The sequence below is a fragment of the Terrabacter sp. Root181 genome (assembly GCF_001428505.1).
Classification (GTDB): Bacteria; Actinomycetota; Actinomycetes; order Actinomycetales; family Dermatophilaceae; genus Terrabacter.
In genome coordinates, this window is the sequence record NZ_LMHU01000010.1 from 167,358 (window position 1) to 184,391 (window position 17,034).

The 17,034-nt window shown below is 71.9% G+C and carries 10 protein-coding genes; 7 read left to right on the forward strand and 3 right to left on the reverse strand.

The features are described 5' to 3' along the window. Positions 1-270 precede the first annotated feature (270 nt). The 5 genes from shbA to ASD90_RS20825 all read left to right on the forward strand — a co-directional run bounded on the left by shbA (position 271) and on the right by ASD90_RS20825 (position 7,571). The gene (shbA, locus tag ASD90_RS20805; RefSeq protein WP_056760721.1) at positions 271-837 is read left to right on the forward strand and encodes an RNA polymerase sigma factor ShbA; all 567 of its coding nucleotides are present in this window, start codon (positions 271-273) and stop codon (positions 835-837) included. After that, positions 834-1,952: a hypothetical protein gene (locus tag ASD90_RS20810; protein WP_056760724.1), complete on the forward strand. Its 1,119-nt coding sequence runs from the start codon at positions 834-836 to the stop codon at positions 1,950-1,952. The genes shbA and ASD90_RS20810 overlap by 4 nt, the downstream gene beginning before the upstream one ends. 42 nt (positions 1,953-1,994) lie before the next feature. Then, complete coding sequence (gene guaB, locus ASD90_RS20815; RefSeq protein ID WP_056760727.1) at positions 1,995-3,512, forward strand: IMP dehydrogenase; 1,518 nt, start codon at positions 1,995-1,997, stop codon at positions 3,510-3,512. 106 nt (positions 3,513-3,618) lie between these two features. Next, on the forward strand, positions 3,619-4,740 hold the full coding sequence (locus tag ASD90_RS20820; RefSeq protein WP_056760729.1) for a GuaB3 family IMP dehydrogenase-related protein: 1,122 nt from the start codon (positions 3,619-3,621) through the stop codon (positions 4,738-4,740). 197 nt (positions 4,741-4,937) lie between these two features. Then, the gene (locus tag ASD90_RS20825) at positions 4,938-7,571 is read left to right on the forward strand and encodes a CDP-glycerol glycerophosphotransferase family protein (RefSeq protein ID WP_056760731.1); all 2,634 of its coding nucleotides are present in this window, start codon (positions 4,938-4,940) and stop codon (positions 7,569-7,571) included. Positions 7,572-7,583: 12 nt separating this feature from the next. Here ASD90_RS20825 and ASD90_RS20830 read toward each other — a convergent pair whose 3' ends face one another. Beyond that, positions 7,584-9,155, reverse strand: a complete 1,572-nt coding sequence (locus tag ASD90_RS20830; RefSeq protein ID WP_056760734.1) for a glycosyltransferase family 2 protein — start codon at positions 9,153-9,155, stop codon at positions 7,584-7,586. A gap of 189 nt (positions 9,156-9,344) precedes the next feature. Here ASD90_RS20830 and ASD90_RS20835 point away from each other — a divergent pair, with 189 nt between their 5' ends. Together ASD90_RS20835 and ASD90_RS20840 are read left to right on the forward strand one after the other, a co-directional pair. Beyond that, positions 9,345-11,489 (forward strand): acyltransferase family protein, encoded by a 2,145-nt coding sequence (locus ASD90_RS20835; protein ID WP_157610648.1) that lies wholly within the window; start codon positions 9,345-9,347, stop codon positions 11,487-11,489. Between the two features lie 61 nt (positions 11,490-11,550). Continuing rightward, positions 11,551-13,218 (forward strand): GMC oxidoreductase, encoded by a 1,668-nt coding sequence (locus tag ASD90_RS20840; RefSeq protein WP_056760740.1) that lies wholly within the window; start codon positions 11,551-11,553, stop codon positions 13,216-13,218. Between the two features lie 277 nt (positions 13,219-13,495). On the opposite strand, the gene ASD90_RS20845 is transcribed toward ASD90_RS20840, so the two are convergent. After that, positions 13,496-15,271, reverse strand: coding sequence for an ABC transporter ATP-binding protein (locus tag ASD90_RS20845; protein ID WP_056760743.1), 1,776 nt, complete (start codon positions 15,269-15,271; stop codon positions 13,496-13,498). Next, the gene (locus ASD90_RS20850; protein WP_235506844.1) at positions 15,271-17,019 is read right to left on the reverse strand and encodes an ABC transporter ATP-binding protein; all 1,749 of its coding nucleotides are present in this window, start codon (positions 17,017-17,019) and stop codon (positions 15,271-15,273) included. Before ASD90_RS20850 ends, ASD90_RS20845 begins: the two co-directional genes overlap by 1 nt. Positions 17,020-17,034: the final 15 nt, after the last annotated feature.

Consider the following 17,034-nt stretch of genomic DNA (forward strand, 5'->3'; position numbering starts at 1 on the left):
CACGGATAAAGAGCGGAATCTTAAGGACTTGTTCAAGAATTGCCATCTGGATGGCATGCTCGTCCGAGGAGGCGGATCCGACCGTCCGTACTCGTCCGGAGGGGCCCGCCGGCACTACCATGGGCCCCGCTCTGGGGAGCGCACCGACGGCGGCGCGGACGAAGGCGTCGCCAGCACAGACGACAGTTCGGGGGGACGACAGCTCACATGGGTCTTGGATGGTCCACGCACACCGGCGTAACGCCGGGTGGCGTTGGTGCGATGGAGCGGATGGACGCTCCATCGCTTCGTGAGCTTGCGGCGCTCGCCGTGCGTGACGACAACGCACGCGACGTGCTGCTGGCGCGCGTCAGGGACATGGCCCTGCGGTACTCCCGCGTCCGCCTGGGCCGTTTCGGCGCCGAGGACACAGCCCAGGACGTCGCTCAGGAGGTGTGCATGGCCGTCATGACCGCCCTGCCGACCTACCAGGAGCGCGGGCTGCCCTTCGAGGCGTTCGTCTACACGATCACCTCCCGCAAGCTCGCCGACGCCCAGCGTGCCGCGATGCGCGGGCCTGCACCCGTTGCCGACGTCCCCGACGGCCCTGACGACGGTCCCTCGCCCGAGTCCGTCGCCGTCATGCGCGACGACGCCGCGACCGCGATGGCCCTCATGCAGCAGCTCCCGACCCAGCAGCGCGAGATCCTGACGCTCCGCGTGGCGGTCGGGATGAGCACCGACGAGACGGCCGCCGCCCTGGGCATGTCCGCGGGCGCCATCCGCGTCGCGCAGCACCGGGCCCTGACCAAGCTCCGCGCGATGATCGCCCAGGCCGGGGAGGGTGACGTCGCATGAACGACCTGTCCCCCATGAGCGACCTCATCGCCGACGACCTCCTGCTCGACCGGCTCGGCGGACGTGTCCACGCCGGGTCCGAGCCCGTCGCCGGCCTGCTCGGCGCCCTCGCCGCGCACGCCGACACCCCGCTCCCGTCGCGCTCCGGACGTCGGCGCATCGCCAACAAGCACCGCTACCTCGGGGCGTTCGCAGCCCTCGCGGTGGCAGCCTCCGGCGCCGGCGTCGCGGCGGCCGTCACGCTTCCCTCCAACGGTCCGAGCCAGGCCGACCGCGCGCGCATCGTCCAGAAGATGGACGAGAGCGCCCGGAGCGACGCCCCGAGCGCCCTGCTCTCCCGGCTCGGCCTGCCCCAGACGTCCGGCACCACCTACGCCAAGGGTCTCGTGCTCGCTCGCGCCGACGACGGCAGCATCGTGCTGCTGCCCGCCGGGGTCGTCGCCGCCCAGATGCGGGCGGCTGCGGCAGGCACCCACGGGATGCCCGGAGCCGTGGCCGGTGCTCAGGGCGGTGGCCCCGGCGCCAACGGTCCGGCAGGCAACGGGCAGGCGGGCAACGGGCAGGCGGGCAACGGGCAGGCGGGCAACGGCCCGGGCGGTACCGGAGGCACGGTGGGGTCCGGCGGGACGACCTCCGACCAGGGCGGCACGGTGGCCGGCGGCAGCCAGACCGGGACCCCGCCGGCTCCGAACAACGGCAAGGGGCCCGTGGTGGGCACCAAGGGTGGCAAGAAGCCCACCGTGACGCCCACGCCGACGCCGACCTCCACCCCGACGGCGACGTCTGACGCCCTCGTCCCCCAGACGACGCTCGTCCCGACGACCCCGACGTCGAGGGCGCGGACCACCGGTCCCGCCAAGCCCCGTCCGACGGGCAGCACGGACAGCACGGACAGCACGGACAGCTCAGGGAGCTCGGACGGCTCCGGGAGCTCGGGATCCTCCACCTCCGACGGCACGAGCGGCAGCAGCGACCCCAGCGGCAGCATCGACAACACTGACTCGAGTGGCACGGACGGCCTCACCGACTCGGTCGGGAGCGCTGTCGACGACGCCACCTCGAGCGCGTCGGGCCTCGTCGACGACCTCACCGATCCCGTGGTGCCCACGCCCTGAGGCGCGTTCGGCCGCGCCCCCGGCAGCCCGTAGAATCGGGCAATGAGCCTCGGATCGTCTGACGTGCCCGCTGCTTTCGCCACGATGGGGCTGACGTACGACGACGTCCTGCTCCTGCCGGGCTACAGCGACCTCGCCCCCAGCGACATCGACACGACGACGCGCCTCACGCGCGAGCTGTCGATCCGGTCGCCGCTCATCTCCGCGGCCATGGACACCGTCACCGAGGCGCGCATGGCGATCGCGATGGCCCGCCAGGGCGGTCTCGGGGTCCTGCACCGCAACCTCTCGATCCAGGACCAGGCCTACCAGGTCGACCTCGTCAAGCGGACCCAGACCGGGATGATCTCCAACCCGATCACCATCGGTCCGGACCGCACCCTCGAGGAGCTCGACACGATCTGCGGCGAGTACCGCGTCTCGGGCCTGCCGGTCATCGGCGACGACAAGAAGCTCATCGGCATGGTGACCAACCGCGACCTGCGCTTCACGCCGGTCGCCGAGTGGGCCACGACGCTCGTCAGCGACGTCATGACGCCGATGCCGCTGATCACCGGTCCCGTCGGCATCGGCCGCGACGACGCGACGGCGCTGCTGCGTCAGCACAAGCGCGAGCGCCTGCCGATCGTCGACGCCGAGGGCCACCTCGCGGGTCTCATCACCGTCAAGGACTTCGTCAAGGGTGAGCAGTTCCCCGACGCGAGCAACGACGCCGACGGTCGCCTCATGGTGGGCGCGGCGATCGGCTACTTCGGCGACGCGTGGGAGCGCGCGACGACCCTCATCGAGGCCGGCGTCGACGTGCTCGTCGCCGACACCGCCCACGGCCACGTGCGCCTGCTCATCGAGATGGTCCAGCGGCTCAAGACCGACCCGGCGACGCGTCACGTCCAGGTCATCGGCGGGAACGTCGCGACGCGCGAGGGCGCCCAGGCGTTCGTCGACGCCGGCGCCGACGCCGTCAAGGTCGGTGTCGGGCCGGGCTCCATCTGCACGACCCGCATCGTCACGGGTGTCGGTGCCCCGCAGGTCACGGCCGTCCACGCGGCGGCACAGGCCTGCAAGGCGGCCGGCGTCCCGGTCATCGCCGACGGTGGTCTGCAGTACTCCGGCGACATCGCCAAGGCGATCGTCGCGGGCGCCGACTCCGTCATGGTCGGCTCCCTCCTCGCCGGCTGCGAGGAGAGCCCGGGTGAGCTGATCTTCGTCAACGGCAAGCAGTTCAAGAGCTACCGCGGCATGGGCTCGCTCGGGGCGATGAGCTCGCGCGGCAAGAAGTCCTACTCCAAGGACCGCTACTTCCAGGCCGAGGTCGACTCGGACGACAAGATCGTGCCCGAGGGCATCGAGGGGCGCGTCGCCTACCGCGGCCCGCTCGCGGCCGTCGCCCACCAGATGCTCGGCGGCCTGCGCCAGTCGATGTTCTACGTCGGCGCCCGCACCATCCCCGAGCTGCAGGACAAGGGCCAGTTCGTGCGCATCACGTCGGCGTCGCTCAAGGAGAGCCACCCGCACGACATCCAGGGCATCGTCGAGGCGCCCAACTACTCGATCGGCTGACCGCCGCCGGGCCGCCGCCCCACCGACCACACGATGACGTATGCCGTCCCGCCGAGCCCGCGGGACGGCATACGTCCGTGGGTGGCCAGGTCGGTAGGATCGGCCGGTGACCGAGATCGAGATTGGCCGAGGCAAGCGCGGACGGCGCGCCTACTCCTTCGACGACATCGCCGTCGTGCCCTCCCGGCGCACGCGCGACCCCGAGGAGGTCTCGGTGTCGTGGCAGATCGACGCCTACCACTTCGACATCCCGGTCATGGCCGCGCCGATGGACTCCGTCGTCTCGCCCGAGAGCGCCATCGTCCTGGGCAAGCTCGGCGCACTGCCGGTGCTCGACCTCGAGGGCCTCTGGACCCGGTACGAGGACCCGACCGCGGCGCTGCGCGAGATCGCCGAGATCGAGCCCGAGGCCGCCACGGCGCGGATGCAGCAGATCTACGCCGAGCCGATCAAGCCCGAGCTCATCACCGAGCGGCTGCGCCAGCTGCGTGAGGCCGGGGTCACCGTCGCCGGTGCCCTCTCGCCGCAGCGCACCCAGCAGCACTGGAAGACCGTCGTCGACGCCGGCGTCGACCTCTTCGTCATCCGCGGCACGACGGTCTCGGCCGAGCACGTCTCCGGTCGCGCCGAGCCGCTCAACCTCAAGCGCTTCATCTACGAGCTCGACGTGCCCGTCATCGTCGGCGGCGCCGCGTCCTACACGGCGGCCCTGCACCTCATGCGCACCGGCGCGGCCGGCGTCCTCGTCGGCTTCGGCGGCGGCGCGGCGCACACGACCCGCACGGCCCTCGGCATCCACGCCCCGATGGCCTCGGCCGTCGCCGACGTCGCAGCCGCGCGGCGCGACTACCTCGACGAGTCCGGCGGCCGCTACGTGCACGTCATCGCCGACGGTGGGGTCGGCACGTCCGGCGACATCGTCAAGGCGGTCGCGTGCGGCGCCGACGCCGTGATGCTCGGGGCGGCGCTCGCCCGCGCCACCGACGCCCCCGGTGGCGGCTACCACTGGGGCCCGGAGGCCCACCACCAGCAGCTGCCGCGTGGCGAGCGCATCGCCCTCGGCACGCAGGCCTCGCTCGAGGAGATCCTCTTCGGGCCGGGACGCCAGGCCGACGGGGCCACCAACGTCATCGGCGCCCTCAAGCGGGCGATGGCCACGACCGGCTACTCCGACGTCAAGGAGTTCCAGCGCGTCGAGGTCGTCGTGTCGCCCTACCTCGGCAACTGAGCCGGCGGGCGGCGCTCGTGGGGGTGCGGCCGACGGCGCCCCCGACGGCTCCGGTTCGGGACAGATAGTATTTGTGCGGCAATCGCCCCTGAGCGGGGTGGCGCGGTCGGGATGGTGTCAGGGGACGTCCACCGCGAGACCAGATCCACCAGAGCACGGGAGCCACGTGGCTGCCCCGTGCGGGAAAGGCACCAGACATGACCGAGGCGACTCCCGAGCACGTGACCCTGCGGAGTCCGGGCAGGCCACTCTTCTCAGTCGTCTCGGCGGTCTACAACGTCTCGCGCTACCTCGACGAGTACATCGCCGCGATCGAGGCGCAGACCTTCGACCTGACGCGGCTGCAGGTCGTGCTCGTCGACGACGGCTCGACCGACGACTCGCGTGCCGTCCTCGAGGAGTGGGCCACCCGGGCGCGCTGCGAGGTCGTCGTCCTGCACCAGGAGAACGCCGGACAGGCCGCGGCCCGCAACGCCGGCCTCGAGCGCGCCACGGGCGAGTGGGTCACCTTCATCGACCCCGACGACACGGTCAACGCGAAGTTCTTCGCCTCGATGGCTGCCTTCGCCGCCGACAACCCCGAGGTCCAGTTCCTCTCGGCCAACGTCGTGCTGCGCCACGAGGGCACCGGTGAGCTCGGCAAGCACCCGCGCTCGAAGATGTACGCCGAGGACCGCCTCGTCGACCTCGACGTCGCAACCTCCTACATCCCGGGCAGCTCGACGACCTCGCTGATGCGCCGCGACGTCATCGGCGACCTGCGCTTCAACGCCGGCCTGCGGCCGAACTTCGAGGACGGCGACTTCGCCGTGCGCTACCTGCTCGCCGCGCCCAGCCGCCAGACCGGCTTCATCGGGTCGGCGCGCTACTACTACCGCAAGCGTGCGGACCAGAGCTCGACGCTGCAGACGGGCATCTCCGCCGTGGGTCGCTACTCGACTGTGCCGCGCGACGGCTACCTCGGCCTGCTCCGCGAGGCGCGGCAGCGTCACGGCGCCGTACCGATGTGGGTCCAGCACGTCATCCTCTATGAGCTGTCGTGGTACTTCTCGTCCGAGGACGCGATGGCCAACTCGGCGTCCGCCATCAGCGGGGATCTCGCCGCGACCTTCCGCGAGACCCTCGGCGAGATCGCCGAGCTGCTCTCGCCCGACGTCGTCGACTCGTTCACGATCCGCAAGCTCCAGCCGCACTGGCGCGACATCCTGCTGCACGGCCTCCGGGGCCAGGACTGGCACACGTCCTACGCCGTGACGGACAAGTACGACCGCACCAAGCGCATGGTCCGGGTGCTCTACCGCTACATCGGCGAGGCCCCCGAGGAGTCGGTCTACTCGCGCGGCGAGCTCAAGGCGCCGCGCTACGCGAAGACCCGCGCCATCGAGTTCTTCGGCGACACCCTCATGTGGGAGCGCATTCTCTGGGTCGACGCGCGCGGCACCCTCGAGCTGCGTCTCGACGGCTCCCGCGTCGAGCTGCTCGGCGGGTGGGAGGGCGTGCGCACGCGAGCCCTCGGAGCCCGCGCCATCGCCAACCGGTTCCGTCGTCCGGGGCGCCGTCGTCGCGAGGCCATCGACCGCCTCAAGGTCGACCCGGTGCGCGTGCTCGCGTCCCGCGCGCAGGTGGGCAAGCAGTTCGACGGCGCCTGGGTGCTCATGGACCGCATCCACGACGCCAACGACTCCGGTGAGATCCTCTTCCGCTGGCTGCGCGACAACCGGGCCGACGTCAACGCGTGGTTCGTCCTCGAGAAGGACACCCCGGACTGGAAGCGGCTCAAGGCCGAGGGCTACGGGTCGCGTCTCGTGGCGCACGGCACGCTGCGCTGGAAGCTGCTGATGATCAACGCCGCGCACCTCATCTCCTCGCACATCGACGCGCCCGTCCAGAAGCCGCCGGCCATCCTCAAGCACATCGACCCACGCTGGAAGTTCACCTTCCTCCAGCACGGCGTCATCAAGGACGACCTGTCGCGCTGGCTCAACCCCAAGCAGATGGACCTCTTCGTGACGTCGACGCCGGGGGAGTACGAGTCGATCGCGGGCGACGGCTCGCCCTACGTCTTCACGGCCAAGGAGGTGGCCCTGACCGGGCTGCCGCGCTTCGACCGGCTGCACGCCAAGGCGCAGCGCATCCAGGGTGACGCGTGCGACCTCATCCTCGTCGCGCCGACGTGGCGCAACTGGCTCGTGCCCCCGCTCAAGCCCGGCAGCCAGCGCCGCGTCATCGACTCGCACTTCTTCGAGACCGAGTACGCCAAGGCGTGGACGGCGTTCCTGCGCAGTCCGGAGCTGACCGAGCTCGCCGCCCGCACCGGGCGCACCGTGGCCTTCCTGCCGCACCCGAACATCCAGCCCGTCCTCGCCAAGATGGACCTGCCCGACTCCGTGCTGCGCCTGTCGTTCGACGGTGCCGACGTGCAGGAGTACTTCGCCCGGTCCGCCGTGCTCGTCACCGACTACTCGTCGATGGCGTTCAACGCGGCCTACATGGACCGTCCGGTCGTCTACTTCCAGTTCGACGCCGAGCGCGTCATGGCAGGTGGCCACGTCGGTCGTGCGGGCTACTTCCAGTACCCCCGTGACGGCTTCGGGCCGGTCGTCGAGGACGTCGACGCGGCTGTGGGGGCCGTCGTCGACATCGCCGAGAACGGCTATGCCGCCCGCCCCGAGTTCCAGGGCCGCATCGACGCGACCTTCCCGATGCGTGACGGCCAGTGCTGCGCCCGCGTCACCGCGGCCATCGAGGAGCTGGACAAGACCCGCCAGGGTGAGCCCGGGCGGGCGAAGAAGGCCCAGGACCAGACCCAGACCGCGGCCGCGGGCCGCTGACGTCGTGCGGGCTCAGTCGTCGTCGCCGGCCGGGCCCGCATCGTCGTCGTCCGCCTCCGTGGCGGGCCGGAGCGACAGGTTGCCGTTGCGCGTGCGGTAGGGCTCGAGACCGTCGAGGGCGGGAAGCGCGACGGAGGCGGGGACCTCGACGGGACGGGCGCGCCGGGTCCGACCCGGGAGTCGGCCGCGCAGTGCGCCCCCGACGTCGACCTTGACGTCCCACGCCTTCGCGGGCGGGGCCGCCGGATCGGGTGACGGCAGCTCGAGGGTCGCGTCGAAGGCTCCCTCCGGGCGTATGCGTGCGGTGGTCGAGGAGAGGACGACGCCCTGGTCCCGGTCGACGAGCATGAGGACGAGGCGCGCGCGCGCGCCGATCCCGTCGTCGCCGTCGACGACCGTGCCGACCAGTCGCATCGCGCCCGGCGCGACCGCGACCTCTCGGCAGGTCGTCGTCCAGATAGCACGTCGCTTGGCGTGCTCCTTGGCGACGACCGTCGTCAGGTCGTGGTCGTCCGACATCTCGTCGTCGGGCCGGTAGGGCCACCACCACCGCTCGGCGCGGTGCACGAGCGGGCGCTCCACGTGACGCCGACGGTAGGCGAAGAGGCAGGCGGCGACCGAGCTCTCGGCGCTGCCGTCGACGAGCTCGCGCACGACGAGGCGGTAGGGCTGGGCCAGGGACCCCCGCAGGTCCGCGGGCTGGTCGGCCAGGTAGTCGCGCGCCGCCGTGAGGAAGGCGGCGCGGTAGTCGTCGTCGCGGGCGTCGAGGTCCTTGCCGTAGAGCGCCAGGTCGTGGCGCACGAACTTGTCGAGCTTGGCAGCAGTGAGGTCCGGGCGTCCGGCGAGCTGGAGGTCGATGGCCCGGTTGGCCGCGAGGCGGTCGTGGAAGTTCGCGATCTCGTGGCGCCTCGCCGTGATCGACTCCTGCCCCGCGACGTTGTTGACGAACCAGTGGTAGACGACCTCGTCGAGCGTCGCGATCCGTCGCGCGGTCGACCACAGCGCCACGGTGAAGGGCTGGTCCTCGTAGAGGATGCGCTCCGGAAAGCGGATCGCGTGCTCGTCGAGGAGGCGTCGGCGCATGACCTTCGCGACCGCGATGGTGTCCTGCCAGAGCGGTGAGCCGGGCGCCAGCGGCTCGACAGGACCTGCGGTGTATTCGGTCGCAGGGAGCGGCGTGACCCGGTCGGTGCGCTCGTTGTAGCGGGCGACCGCTCCGGCCGCGACGTCGGCGTCGCGGGCGACCGCGGCCTCGACGAGCCGGCGCAGCGAGCCGGGGACGTACGTGTCGTCGCTGTCGACGAAGGCCACCCAGTCCCCGCGGGCCGCGTCGAGGCCGAGGTTGCGTGGCGCGCCCGGGGCGCCGTCGTTCACGCCTCGGTGCACCACGCGTACGCGATCGTCCTGGGCGGCCAGCCGGTCGGCCACCGCCCCGGTGTCGTCGGTCGAGCCGTCGTCGACGACGAGGACCTCGACGTCCGGCCCGTCCCACGCGGCGAGGGCGGACCCGACGGCCCGTGGGAGCCGTCCGGCGTCGTTGTGGACGTTGCAGATGACGGTCAGCTGGGGAGCGGCGGAGGGCACGCAGGTTCTCTTCCGGTCGAGGAGGGACGGCCCATCCTATGGGCCAGTGCCTGAGTGGAGGCTGTGCTCAGGGGACGCCCGACGACCGTGGCGAATCGGTCTTCGGCAGGTTCGTGCGTTAGTTTGTCGGGGTCGATTCGCGTGGCCCGGTGCGCCGTGCACGAGTACCAGTAGTTCGGAGCAGATCCCTTGGCAGCACCCGACGGAACGAGTGCAGTGGTCGTCGGCGACCCCACGGACGTCGCGACCCACCCGCAGGAGACCCCCGTCAGGCCCGCCAAGGCCGGCCCGCGCAAGGACATCCAGGCCCTTCGTGCGATCGCGGTCACGCTCGTCGTGCTCTACCACTTCTGGCCGGCCCGCCTCACCGGCGGCTACGTCGGCGTCGACGTCTTCTTCGTCATCTCCGGCTTCCTCATCACGCTGCACCTTCTCCAGCGGCCGATCCGCAACGCCAAGGACCTCTTCTCCTTCTGGGCGCGGCGCGTCCGCCGACTCATCCCGGCCGCCACCGTCGTTCTGGTCGCCACCCTCGGGGCGAGCCTCGTCTGGCTGCCGCAGACGGTGCACGCGCGCGTGGCGCAGGAGGTCATCGCCTCGGCCCTCTACGTCGAGAACTGGCTGCTGGCCCTGACGTCGACCGACTACCTCGCGACGGACCAGCTGCACTCGCCGACCCAGCACTACTGGTCGCTGTCGGTCGAGGAGCAGTTCTACATCGTGTGGCCGGTGCTCATCGGCCTCGCCTTCCTCGTCACCCGTCGGCTCGGGCGCTCGTTCCGCTTCCCGCCGCTCATCGTGATCGGCGCCGTCAGCCTGGCGTCCCTTGCCTACTCGGCCTGGTTCACCGGCGAGGACGCCGCCCAGGCGTACTTCGTCTCGACGACGCGCGTCTGGGAGCTCGGCGTCGGTGCCGCGCTGGCCGCCGCCGTCCACGCCGGGCTGCGCTTCCGCGCCACGGCGGTCCGGGCCGCTCTCGTCTGGGGCGGCCTCGCCGCCATCCTCTGGGCGTCGCTCACCTTCACCGGTGCCACGCCGTTCCCCGGGGTCGCCGCCCTGCTGCCGACGCTCGGTGCCGCGGCCGTCATCGCCGCCCGCTCCGACGACCTCCGGGCAGGTCCCCACCGCCTCTGGTCGGGTCGCCCGGTCCAGTGGCTCGGTGACGTGTCCTACTCGGTCTACCTCTGGCACTGGCCCGCGATCGTCATCGCACCGTTCGTGCTCGACGTCGACTCCGTCTCCTGGTGGCAGAAGCTCGTCATCATCGTCGTCGTCCTCGGTCTCTCGGCAGCCTCGAAGCGCTGGATCGAGGACCTCATGCGCTTCACGCCGCGGATCGCGCGCAGCACGAAGCGGTCCTTCGTGCTCCTCGCGGCGTGCCTCGGCATCTCGCTGTCCCTGGCCGGGCTGGCCCTCTGGCAGGCGCAGCGCGCGACCGACGCGGCCGAGTCGGTCGTCATCGACTCGAGCGCGCCGTGCGTCGGCGCCGACTACTACCGCACCGCCTCGTGCGCCGGCCGCGAGATGGCGATGCTGAGCAACCCGATCCAGGCGGCCAAGGACAAGCCGCAGGTCTACGCCGACGACTGCTGGAACAACCGTCCCTTCACCCGTCGCAAGGTGTGCAGCTACGGTCCGAAGAACGCGCCGGTCAAGGTCGCGCTCTACGGCAACTCGCACGCCGGCCAGTGGGCGCCGCCGATCCTCCAGACGGCGAAGGCGAGGGGCTGGCGCGTCGACACCTACATCGCGTCGGAGTGCTACTCCGTCGACGTCCCGGTGCAGTTCGGCACGAAGGCCCTCGAGGACAACTGCGTCGCGCTCAACACCTGGGCCCGCGACCGGATCACCAAGGGTGGCTACGACCTCGTCGTCATGTCCGACCGCACGTTGCAGCCGCTCGCCGGGGTGCCCGCGGCCCAGAAGACGACGGCGGCCGAGGCCGCGTACAACCGCGTCATGGATACGTTCATCGAGGCGGGCTCCCGCGTCCTCGCCATCCGCGACACCCCCGGCTCGGCCGAGAGCGTGCCCGACTGCGTGTCGCGCTACCTCGACGACGTGGGCCGCTGCGCGACCAACGTGAAGTTCGCGGGCACCTCCGGTCTCGAGCCCGACCCGCTGGCCGACGCGGCGGCCGGTCGAGCCGGCCGCGACGTGACCCGCCTCGAGGTCACCGACCTGCTGTGCCGCGACGGCTCGTGCCCGGCGGTGCTCGGCGGTCTCATCACCTACTTCGACCACGGTCACATGACGAAGACGTTCTCGATGACGCTCCTGCCCGAGGTCTCGCGGGCCATGCGAAAGGCGCTGGACGGCATACCCGGGGCGTGAGCGCCTGTGGCGCTGGTTACTCGCAGTAGCCTCGGGCTCGTCCGCTGCCTAGGGTGAGGGCATGGAGTTCGACCACGACGTCGTCGTCATCGGGTCCGGCTTCGGCGGCTCCGTCGCCGCGCTGCGCCTCGCCGAGAAGGGCTACCGCGTCCACGTCTACGAGGCGGGCCGCCGCTTCGAGGACGACGACTTCGCCCGCACGAGCTGGGACGTGCGCCGCTACCTCTGGGCGCCGAAGCTCGGGCTCTTCGGCGTCCAACGCATCCACCGGCTGCCCGACTGCCTCGTCCTCGCGGGCGCCGGCGTCGGTGGTGGGTCGCTCAACTACGCCAACACGCTCTACGTGCCGCCGGCGCCGTTCTTCCGCGACCGCCAGTGGGGTCACATCACCGACTGGCAGGCCGAGCTCGCGCCGCACTACGCGACCGCGCAGCGCATGCTCGGAGTGACCGTCAACCCGTGCGACGGCCCGGTCGAGCAGCTGATGCGTGACACGGCCACCGACCTCGGCGTCGGCGACACCTTCCGCAAGACGCCGGTCGGAGTCTTCTTCGGCGAGCCCGGCAAGCGGGTCCCCGATCCCTACTTCGGCGGAGAGGGACCGTCTCGCACCGGGTGCACCGAGTGCGGCAACTGCATGGTCGGCTGCCGCGTCGGCGCCAAGAACACCCTCGTCAAGAACTACCTCGCGCTCGCCGAGCGGCGCGGGGTCACCATCGAGCCGCTGCGCACGGTGACTCGTGTGCGGCCGCTCGACCCGGCTGCGCCGGACCAGGGGTATGCCGTCACGACCGTCCGCAGCGGGTCGTGGGGTCGGCGGCGGGCCGGCGAGCACACCGTGACGGCCGGGCAGGTCGTCGTGGCTGCAGGGGCGTGGGGCACGGCCCAGCTGCTCCAGGCGATGAAGGCCGAGCCGGAGGGGCGGGGGCTGCCGCGCCTGTCCGAGGCGCTCGGCGAGCTGACCCGCACGAACTCCGAGGCCCTGGGTGGGGCGATGACCGCCCGTGTGCCCGAGGGTGTCGACCTGACACGTGGGGTCGCGATCACGTCGAGCTTCCACGTCAACGACACGACGCACGTCGAGAACTGCCGCTACGGCAAGGGTTCCAACCTCATGGGAGCGCTCGCGGTGATGCAGGTCGACGGTGGTGGACGCGTACCCCGCTGGGTGCGGTTCGCCGGGACCGTCACGCGGCATCCAGGGGTCTTCGCCCGGTCCCTGTCGACCCGGCGCTGGAGCGAGCGCACCGTCATCGCGCTCGTCATGCAGAGCAGCGACAACTCGATCAAGGTGCGGCGTCGGCGTGGCCTCCTCGGGTGGCACCTGACGTCGACGCAGGGCCACGGCGAGCCCAACCCGACCTACATCCCCGAGGGCAACGAGGCGGTGCGTGCGATGGCGGCCCGCCTCGAGCGCACGACGGGGGAGCGGGCCTGGCCCGGGTCGTCGGTCGGCGAGGTCCTCGACATCCCGATGACGGCGCACTTCCTCGGCGGCGCGGTCATCTCCGACTCGCCGGAGCGCGGGGTCGTCGACCCGTACCAGCGGGTGTGGGGCTATCCCGGCCTGCACGTGCTGGACGGGGCGGCCGTCTCGGCGAACCTCGGGGTCAACCCGAGCCTGACGATCACGGCCCAGGCCGAGCGGGCCGTGTCCCTGTGGCCGGCGCGCGGTGAGGCCGACCGGCGCCCCGCACAGGGCGAGGCCTACCGCCTCGTCGACGCCTGAGGGCGCGCGTGGAGCCCCGCAGGGCGCCGGAGCTGAGGGAGGGTGAGGCCGTCACCCCTCAGAGACGGCCCCACCCGGCGGTGCGGGCTAGCAACCGGTCGAGAAACAGCCCGGCACCGCGCTGACAACGACCCAGCCACAAGGGGGTTACGGCATCTGTCATTAATTAGCCGAGATCCTCGGAAGCCGTGTCGAGCGGCGTGACGACGGGGCCACTCGACCAGTGGGTCGAGTGGCCCCGTCGTCACAGGTGTCCCGGCTGGAGCCGGGGCGGCGGTCAGCGGGCGGGCTGGGGCTCGTCGCGCCACGAGCGCCACAGTGCGGCATACGCGCCGTCGGCCTCGAGCAGCTCCTCGTGCGAGCCGATCTCGCTGATCCGACCGTCCTCGACGACGCAGACGCGGTCGGCGTCGTGCGCCGTCATGAGGCGGTGCGCGATGGCGACGACCGTGCGCCCCTCGACGACCGCGGCGAGCGAGCGCTCGAGGTGCCGGGCCGCGCGCGGGTCGAGCAGCGAGGTCGCCTCGTCGAGCACCAGCGTGTGCGGGTCGGCGAGGACGAGCCGCGCCAGGGCGAGCTGCTGGGCCTGCGGCTCGGTGAGGCGGTGGCCACCCGAGCCGACGACGGTGTCGAGACCCTCGGGCAGCTCGAGCGCCCAGCCGCGGGCGTCGACGGCGGCCAGTGCGTCGAGCAGCTGCTCGCGCGAGGCCTCCGGCCGGGCGAGGCGCAGGTTGTCCTCGAGCGACCCGACGAAGACGTGGTGCTCCTGCGTCACGAGGGCGACCTGACCGCGCAGCTGGGCGAGCTCGAGGTCGACGAGGCGCACGCCGCCGACGTCGACGCGTCCCTCGCGGGGACCGTCGATGCCGGCCATGAGCCGCCCGAGCGTCGACTTGCCGGCTCCGGACGGCCCGACGATGGCGAGCCGCTCACCGGGTCGGAGGTCGAGCGAGACGCCGCGCAGCACGTCGCGGCCCGCGCGGTAGGAGTAGTGGACGTCCTCGACCTCGAGGTGGTCGTCCTCGGGCACCTCGCCGGTCGCTGCGCGGTCGGCCGGGACGTCGGCGATCCCGATGACGCGGGCGAGCGACGTCGCACCGACCTGGATCTCGTCGAGCCACGAGATGAGCTCGTCGAGCGGACCGGCCATCTGCTGGACGTAGAGCGCCACGGCCGTGACCGTCCCGGCCGTCGCGACGTCCTTGGAGATGAGGAAGCCGCCCCAGAGCAGGGTCACCGCGACAGGCGCGAAGAAGGCGAACTCGACGGACGGGAACCACCGCATGCGCAGCTTCAGCGTGTAAAGCTCGGCGTCGTAGCAGTCGTGCAGGGCGTCGTCCATGCGGCGTCGGCGGCGGCCCCGCAGGCCGAGGGCGTCGACGGTGCGGGCACCGTCGGCCGACTCGGTGACGACGCCGTTGAGGACGGCGTACGTCGCCCGCTCGCGCAGGTAGCCGTCGGGCGCGTACCGCAGGTAGCGCCGCGTGGAGATCACGAGGATCGGCACGCCGACGACGATCGCCAGCGCCACCTGCCAGCCGGTGAGGAAGGCGGCGACGACGGTGATCGCCGTCGTGACGGCGCCGACGAAGATCGACGGGATGCCGAAGCGGATGACGTGCGAGAGGGCCTCGACGTCGTTCGTCGTCCGCGAGACGAGGTCGCCGGTGCCGGCGCGCTCGACGGTCGACAGGGGAAGCTCGACGACCCGACCCATGAACTGCTCGCGCAGCTCGGCGAAGATCGTCTCGCCCATGACGAACGAGGCCCGGCGGGCGAACCACGTGACGACCGTCTGCACGACCACGGCACCCGCGATCCACAGCGCGAGCCGGTTGACGACGTCGAGCGACCGCCCGTGGCTGATCTCGTCGACGAGCAGGCCGATGACGCGGGGGGCCACGAGCGCCGCGCAGGCGGCGACGGCGTGCAGGCCGATGACCATGAGCAGGCTGCCCCGGTGCCGGCGGAGCAGCCCACGGGTGTGGTCCTTGACCGAGACCATGTCGGCCACGGGAAGGGTGCGCGTGGTCGGCGCTGGTGTCAGCGACATCAGTCCTCCTCTCCTCGGACGACGGTGCGTCGGTAGTCGGGTTCGTCGGCCATGAGCCGACTGTGGGTGCCGGTCGCGGCGACCGTGCCCCCGCGCAGGAAGACGACGTGGTCGGCCTGGTCGAGGATGAGCGGGCTCGCGGACATGACGACCGTCGTGCGGCCGGCCCGAGCCGCGGTGAGGCGCCCGGCGATGCGGGCCTCGGTGTGGGCGTCGACGGCGCTCGTCGGCTCGACGAGCACGAGGGTGTCGGCGCCGGTCAGCAGCGCGCGGGTCAGCGCGAGGCGCTGGCGCTGGCCGCCGGAGAAGGCGCGGCCGCGCTCCTCGACCTCGTTGTCGAGGCCACCCGGCAGGGCCTCGAGCACGTCGTCGCCGCTCGCGACGGAGAGGGCATCGAGGATGGAGGCGTCGTCGTGGTCGCCCCACGGGTCGAGCTCGTCGCGCAGCGTGCCGGTGAAGAGGCGCGGGTCGGTCTCCGAGACGACGACGCGCCGCCGCACCTCGGCCAGGGAGGCGTCGGCCAGGCGCGTGCCGTCGAGCCGCACGTCGGTCTCGGCGGCGCCGAAGCGGCCGAGCCGGTCGGCGAGGGCCGCGGACTCCTCCGGACGTGCCGACACCACGACGGTGAACCGGCCCGGCTCGATGGTGACGCCACTGCGGGGGTCGTAGAGGCGGGCGGGTCCGCTCGGCAGCGGCTGGGCGTCCGGCGTCTCGACGTCGTCGGGCTCGACACGCAGGATCTTCGTCAGCTTGCGGGCGCCGATGTGGGCCCGCGTGGCCCGGTCGACCATCTCCGTCGCCGTGCGCAGGGGGATGACGAGGAAGGCCGTGTAGCCGTAGAACGCGACGAGCTGGCCCGCCGTGATCTCGCCGTCGATGGCGAAGCGCGCGCCCAGCCACACGACGACGAGGACGAAGAGGCCCGGGAGCAGCACCTGGGCCGCGTCGAGGGCCGCCTGGTAGCCGGCCACCCGGTTGCCCACCTGGCGCACGGACTGCGACTGGACGGCATACCTGCGCAGGAACGTGTGCTCGCCGCCGATGCCGCGCAGCACGCGCAGGCCGGCGACGGTGTCGGCGCCGAGCCCGATGAGCTTGCCGGACTCCTCGCGCTGGGCGAGCTGGCGGGCCTGGAGCGGGCGGACGATGAAGGTGAGGCACGCGACGAGCACCGGCACCCCGATGAGCACGACGAGGCCGAGCGGCGTCGAGGCGCCGAGGAGGATGAGCGCGACGACGACGTAGGACACGACCGCACCGGCGAATCGCGCTGACACGTCGTAGAGCCCGCCGATGCGCATCGCGTCGGAGCTGACGGTCGCGACGACGTCGCCGGTCGGGACCGAGCGCGTCAGGGCCTCACCGGTGTCGGCGGCCTTGTGGCCGATGAGCTGGGCCGAGCGGAAGGCGCCCTGCATCCAGTTGGCCACGGCGTACTTGTGCCGCATGGCGCCGGACAGGGCGCTGATGGTCACGAGGCCCAAGAGGATGCCGCACCAGAGGACGAGCGACCCGGCGTCGCCGCCGATGATGCCCTCGTCGATGGCCTTGCCCATCGCGGCGGGGAAGAGGGCCTGGCTGACGAGCCACACGATGCCGAAGGCGATGGCGACCACGAGGGTGCGCCACTGGCCCTTGCCGACCCACCGGAGGTATGCCGTCGGGCTGGTCAGGTCTGGAGTGCCTGGGTCGGCATGGGGCAGCGAGATCACTTGGTTCATTTTACGTTCGGCGAGGGTGTGCCTCATGCCATTTTCCGTCGG

Excerpts from the sequence above, each read along its gene's own strand:
- shbA (WP_056760721.1), top strand. The coding sequence starts at position 271 with ATGGACGCTCCATCGCTTCGTGAGCTTGCGGCGCTCGCCGTGCGTGAC.
- ASD90_RS20810 (WP_056760724.1), top strand. The coding sequence starts at position 834 with ATGAACGACCTGTCCCCCATGAGCGACCTCATCGCCGACGACCTCCTG.
- guaB (WP_056760727.1), top strand. The coding sequence starts at position 1,995 with ATGAGCCTCGGATCGTCTGACGTGCCCGCTGCTTTCGCCACGATGGGG.
- ASD90_RS20825 (WP_056760731.1), top strand. The coding sequence starts at position 4,938 with ATGACCGAGGCGACTCCCGAGCACGTGACCCTGCGGAGTCCGGGCAGG.
- ASD90_RS20840 (WP_056760740.1), top strand. The coding sequence starts at position 11,551 with ATGGAGTTCGACCACGACGTCGTCGTCATCGGGTCCGGCTTCGGCGGC.
- ASD90_RS20845 (WP_056760743.1), bottom strand. The coding sequence starts at position 15,271 with ATGTCGCTGACACCAGCGCCGACCACGCGCACCCTTCCCGTGGCCGAC.
- ASD90_RS20850 (WP_235506844.1), bottom strand. The coding sequence starts at position 17,019 with ATGAGGCACACCCTCGCCGAACGTAAAATGAACCAAGTGATCTCGCTG.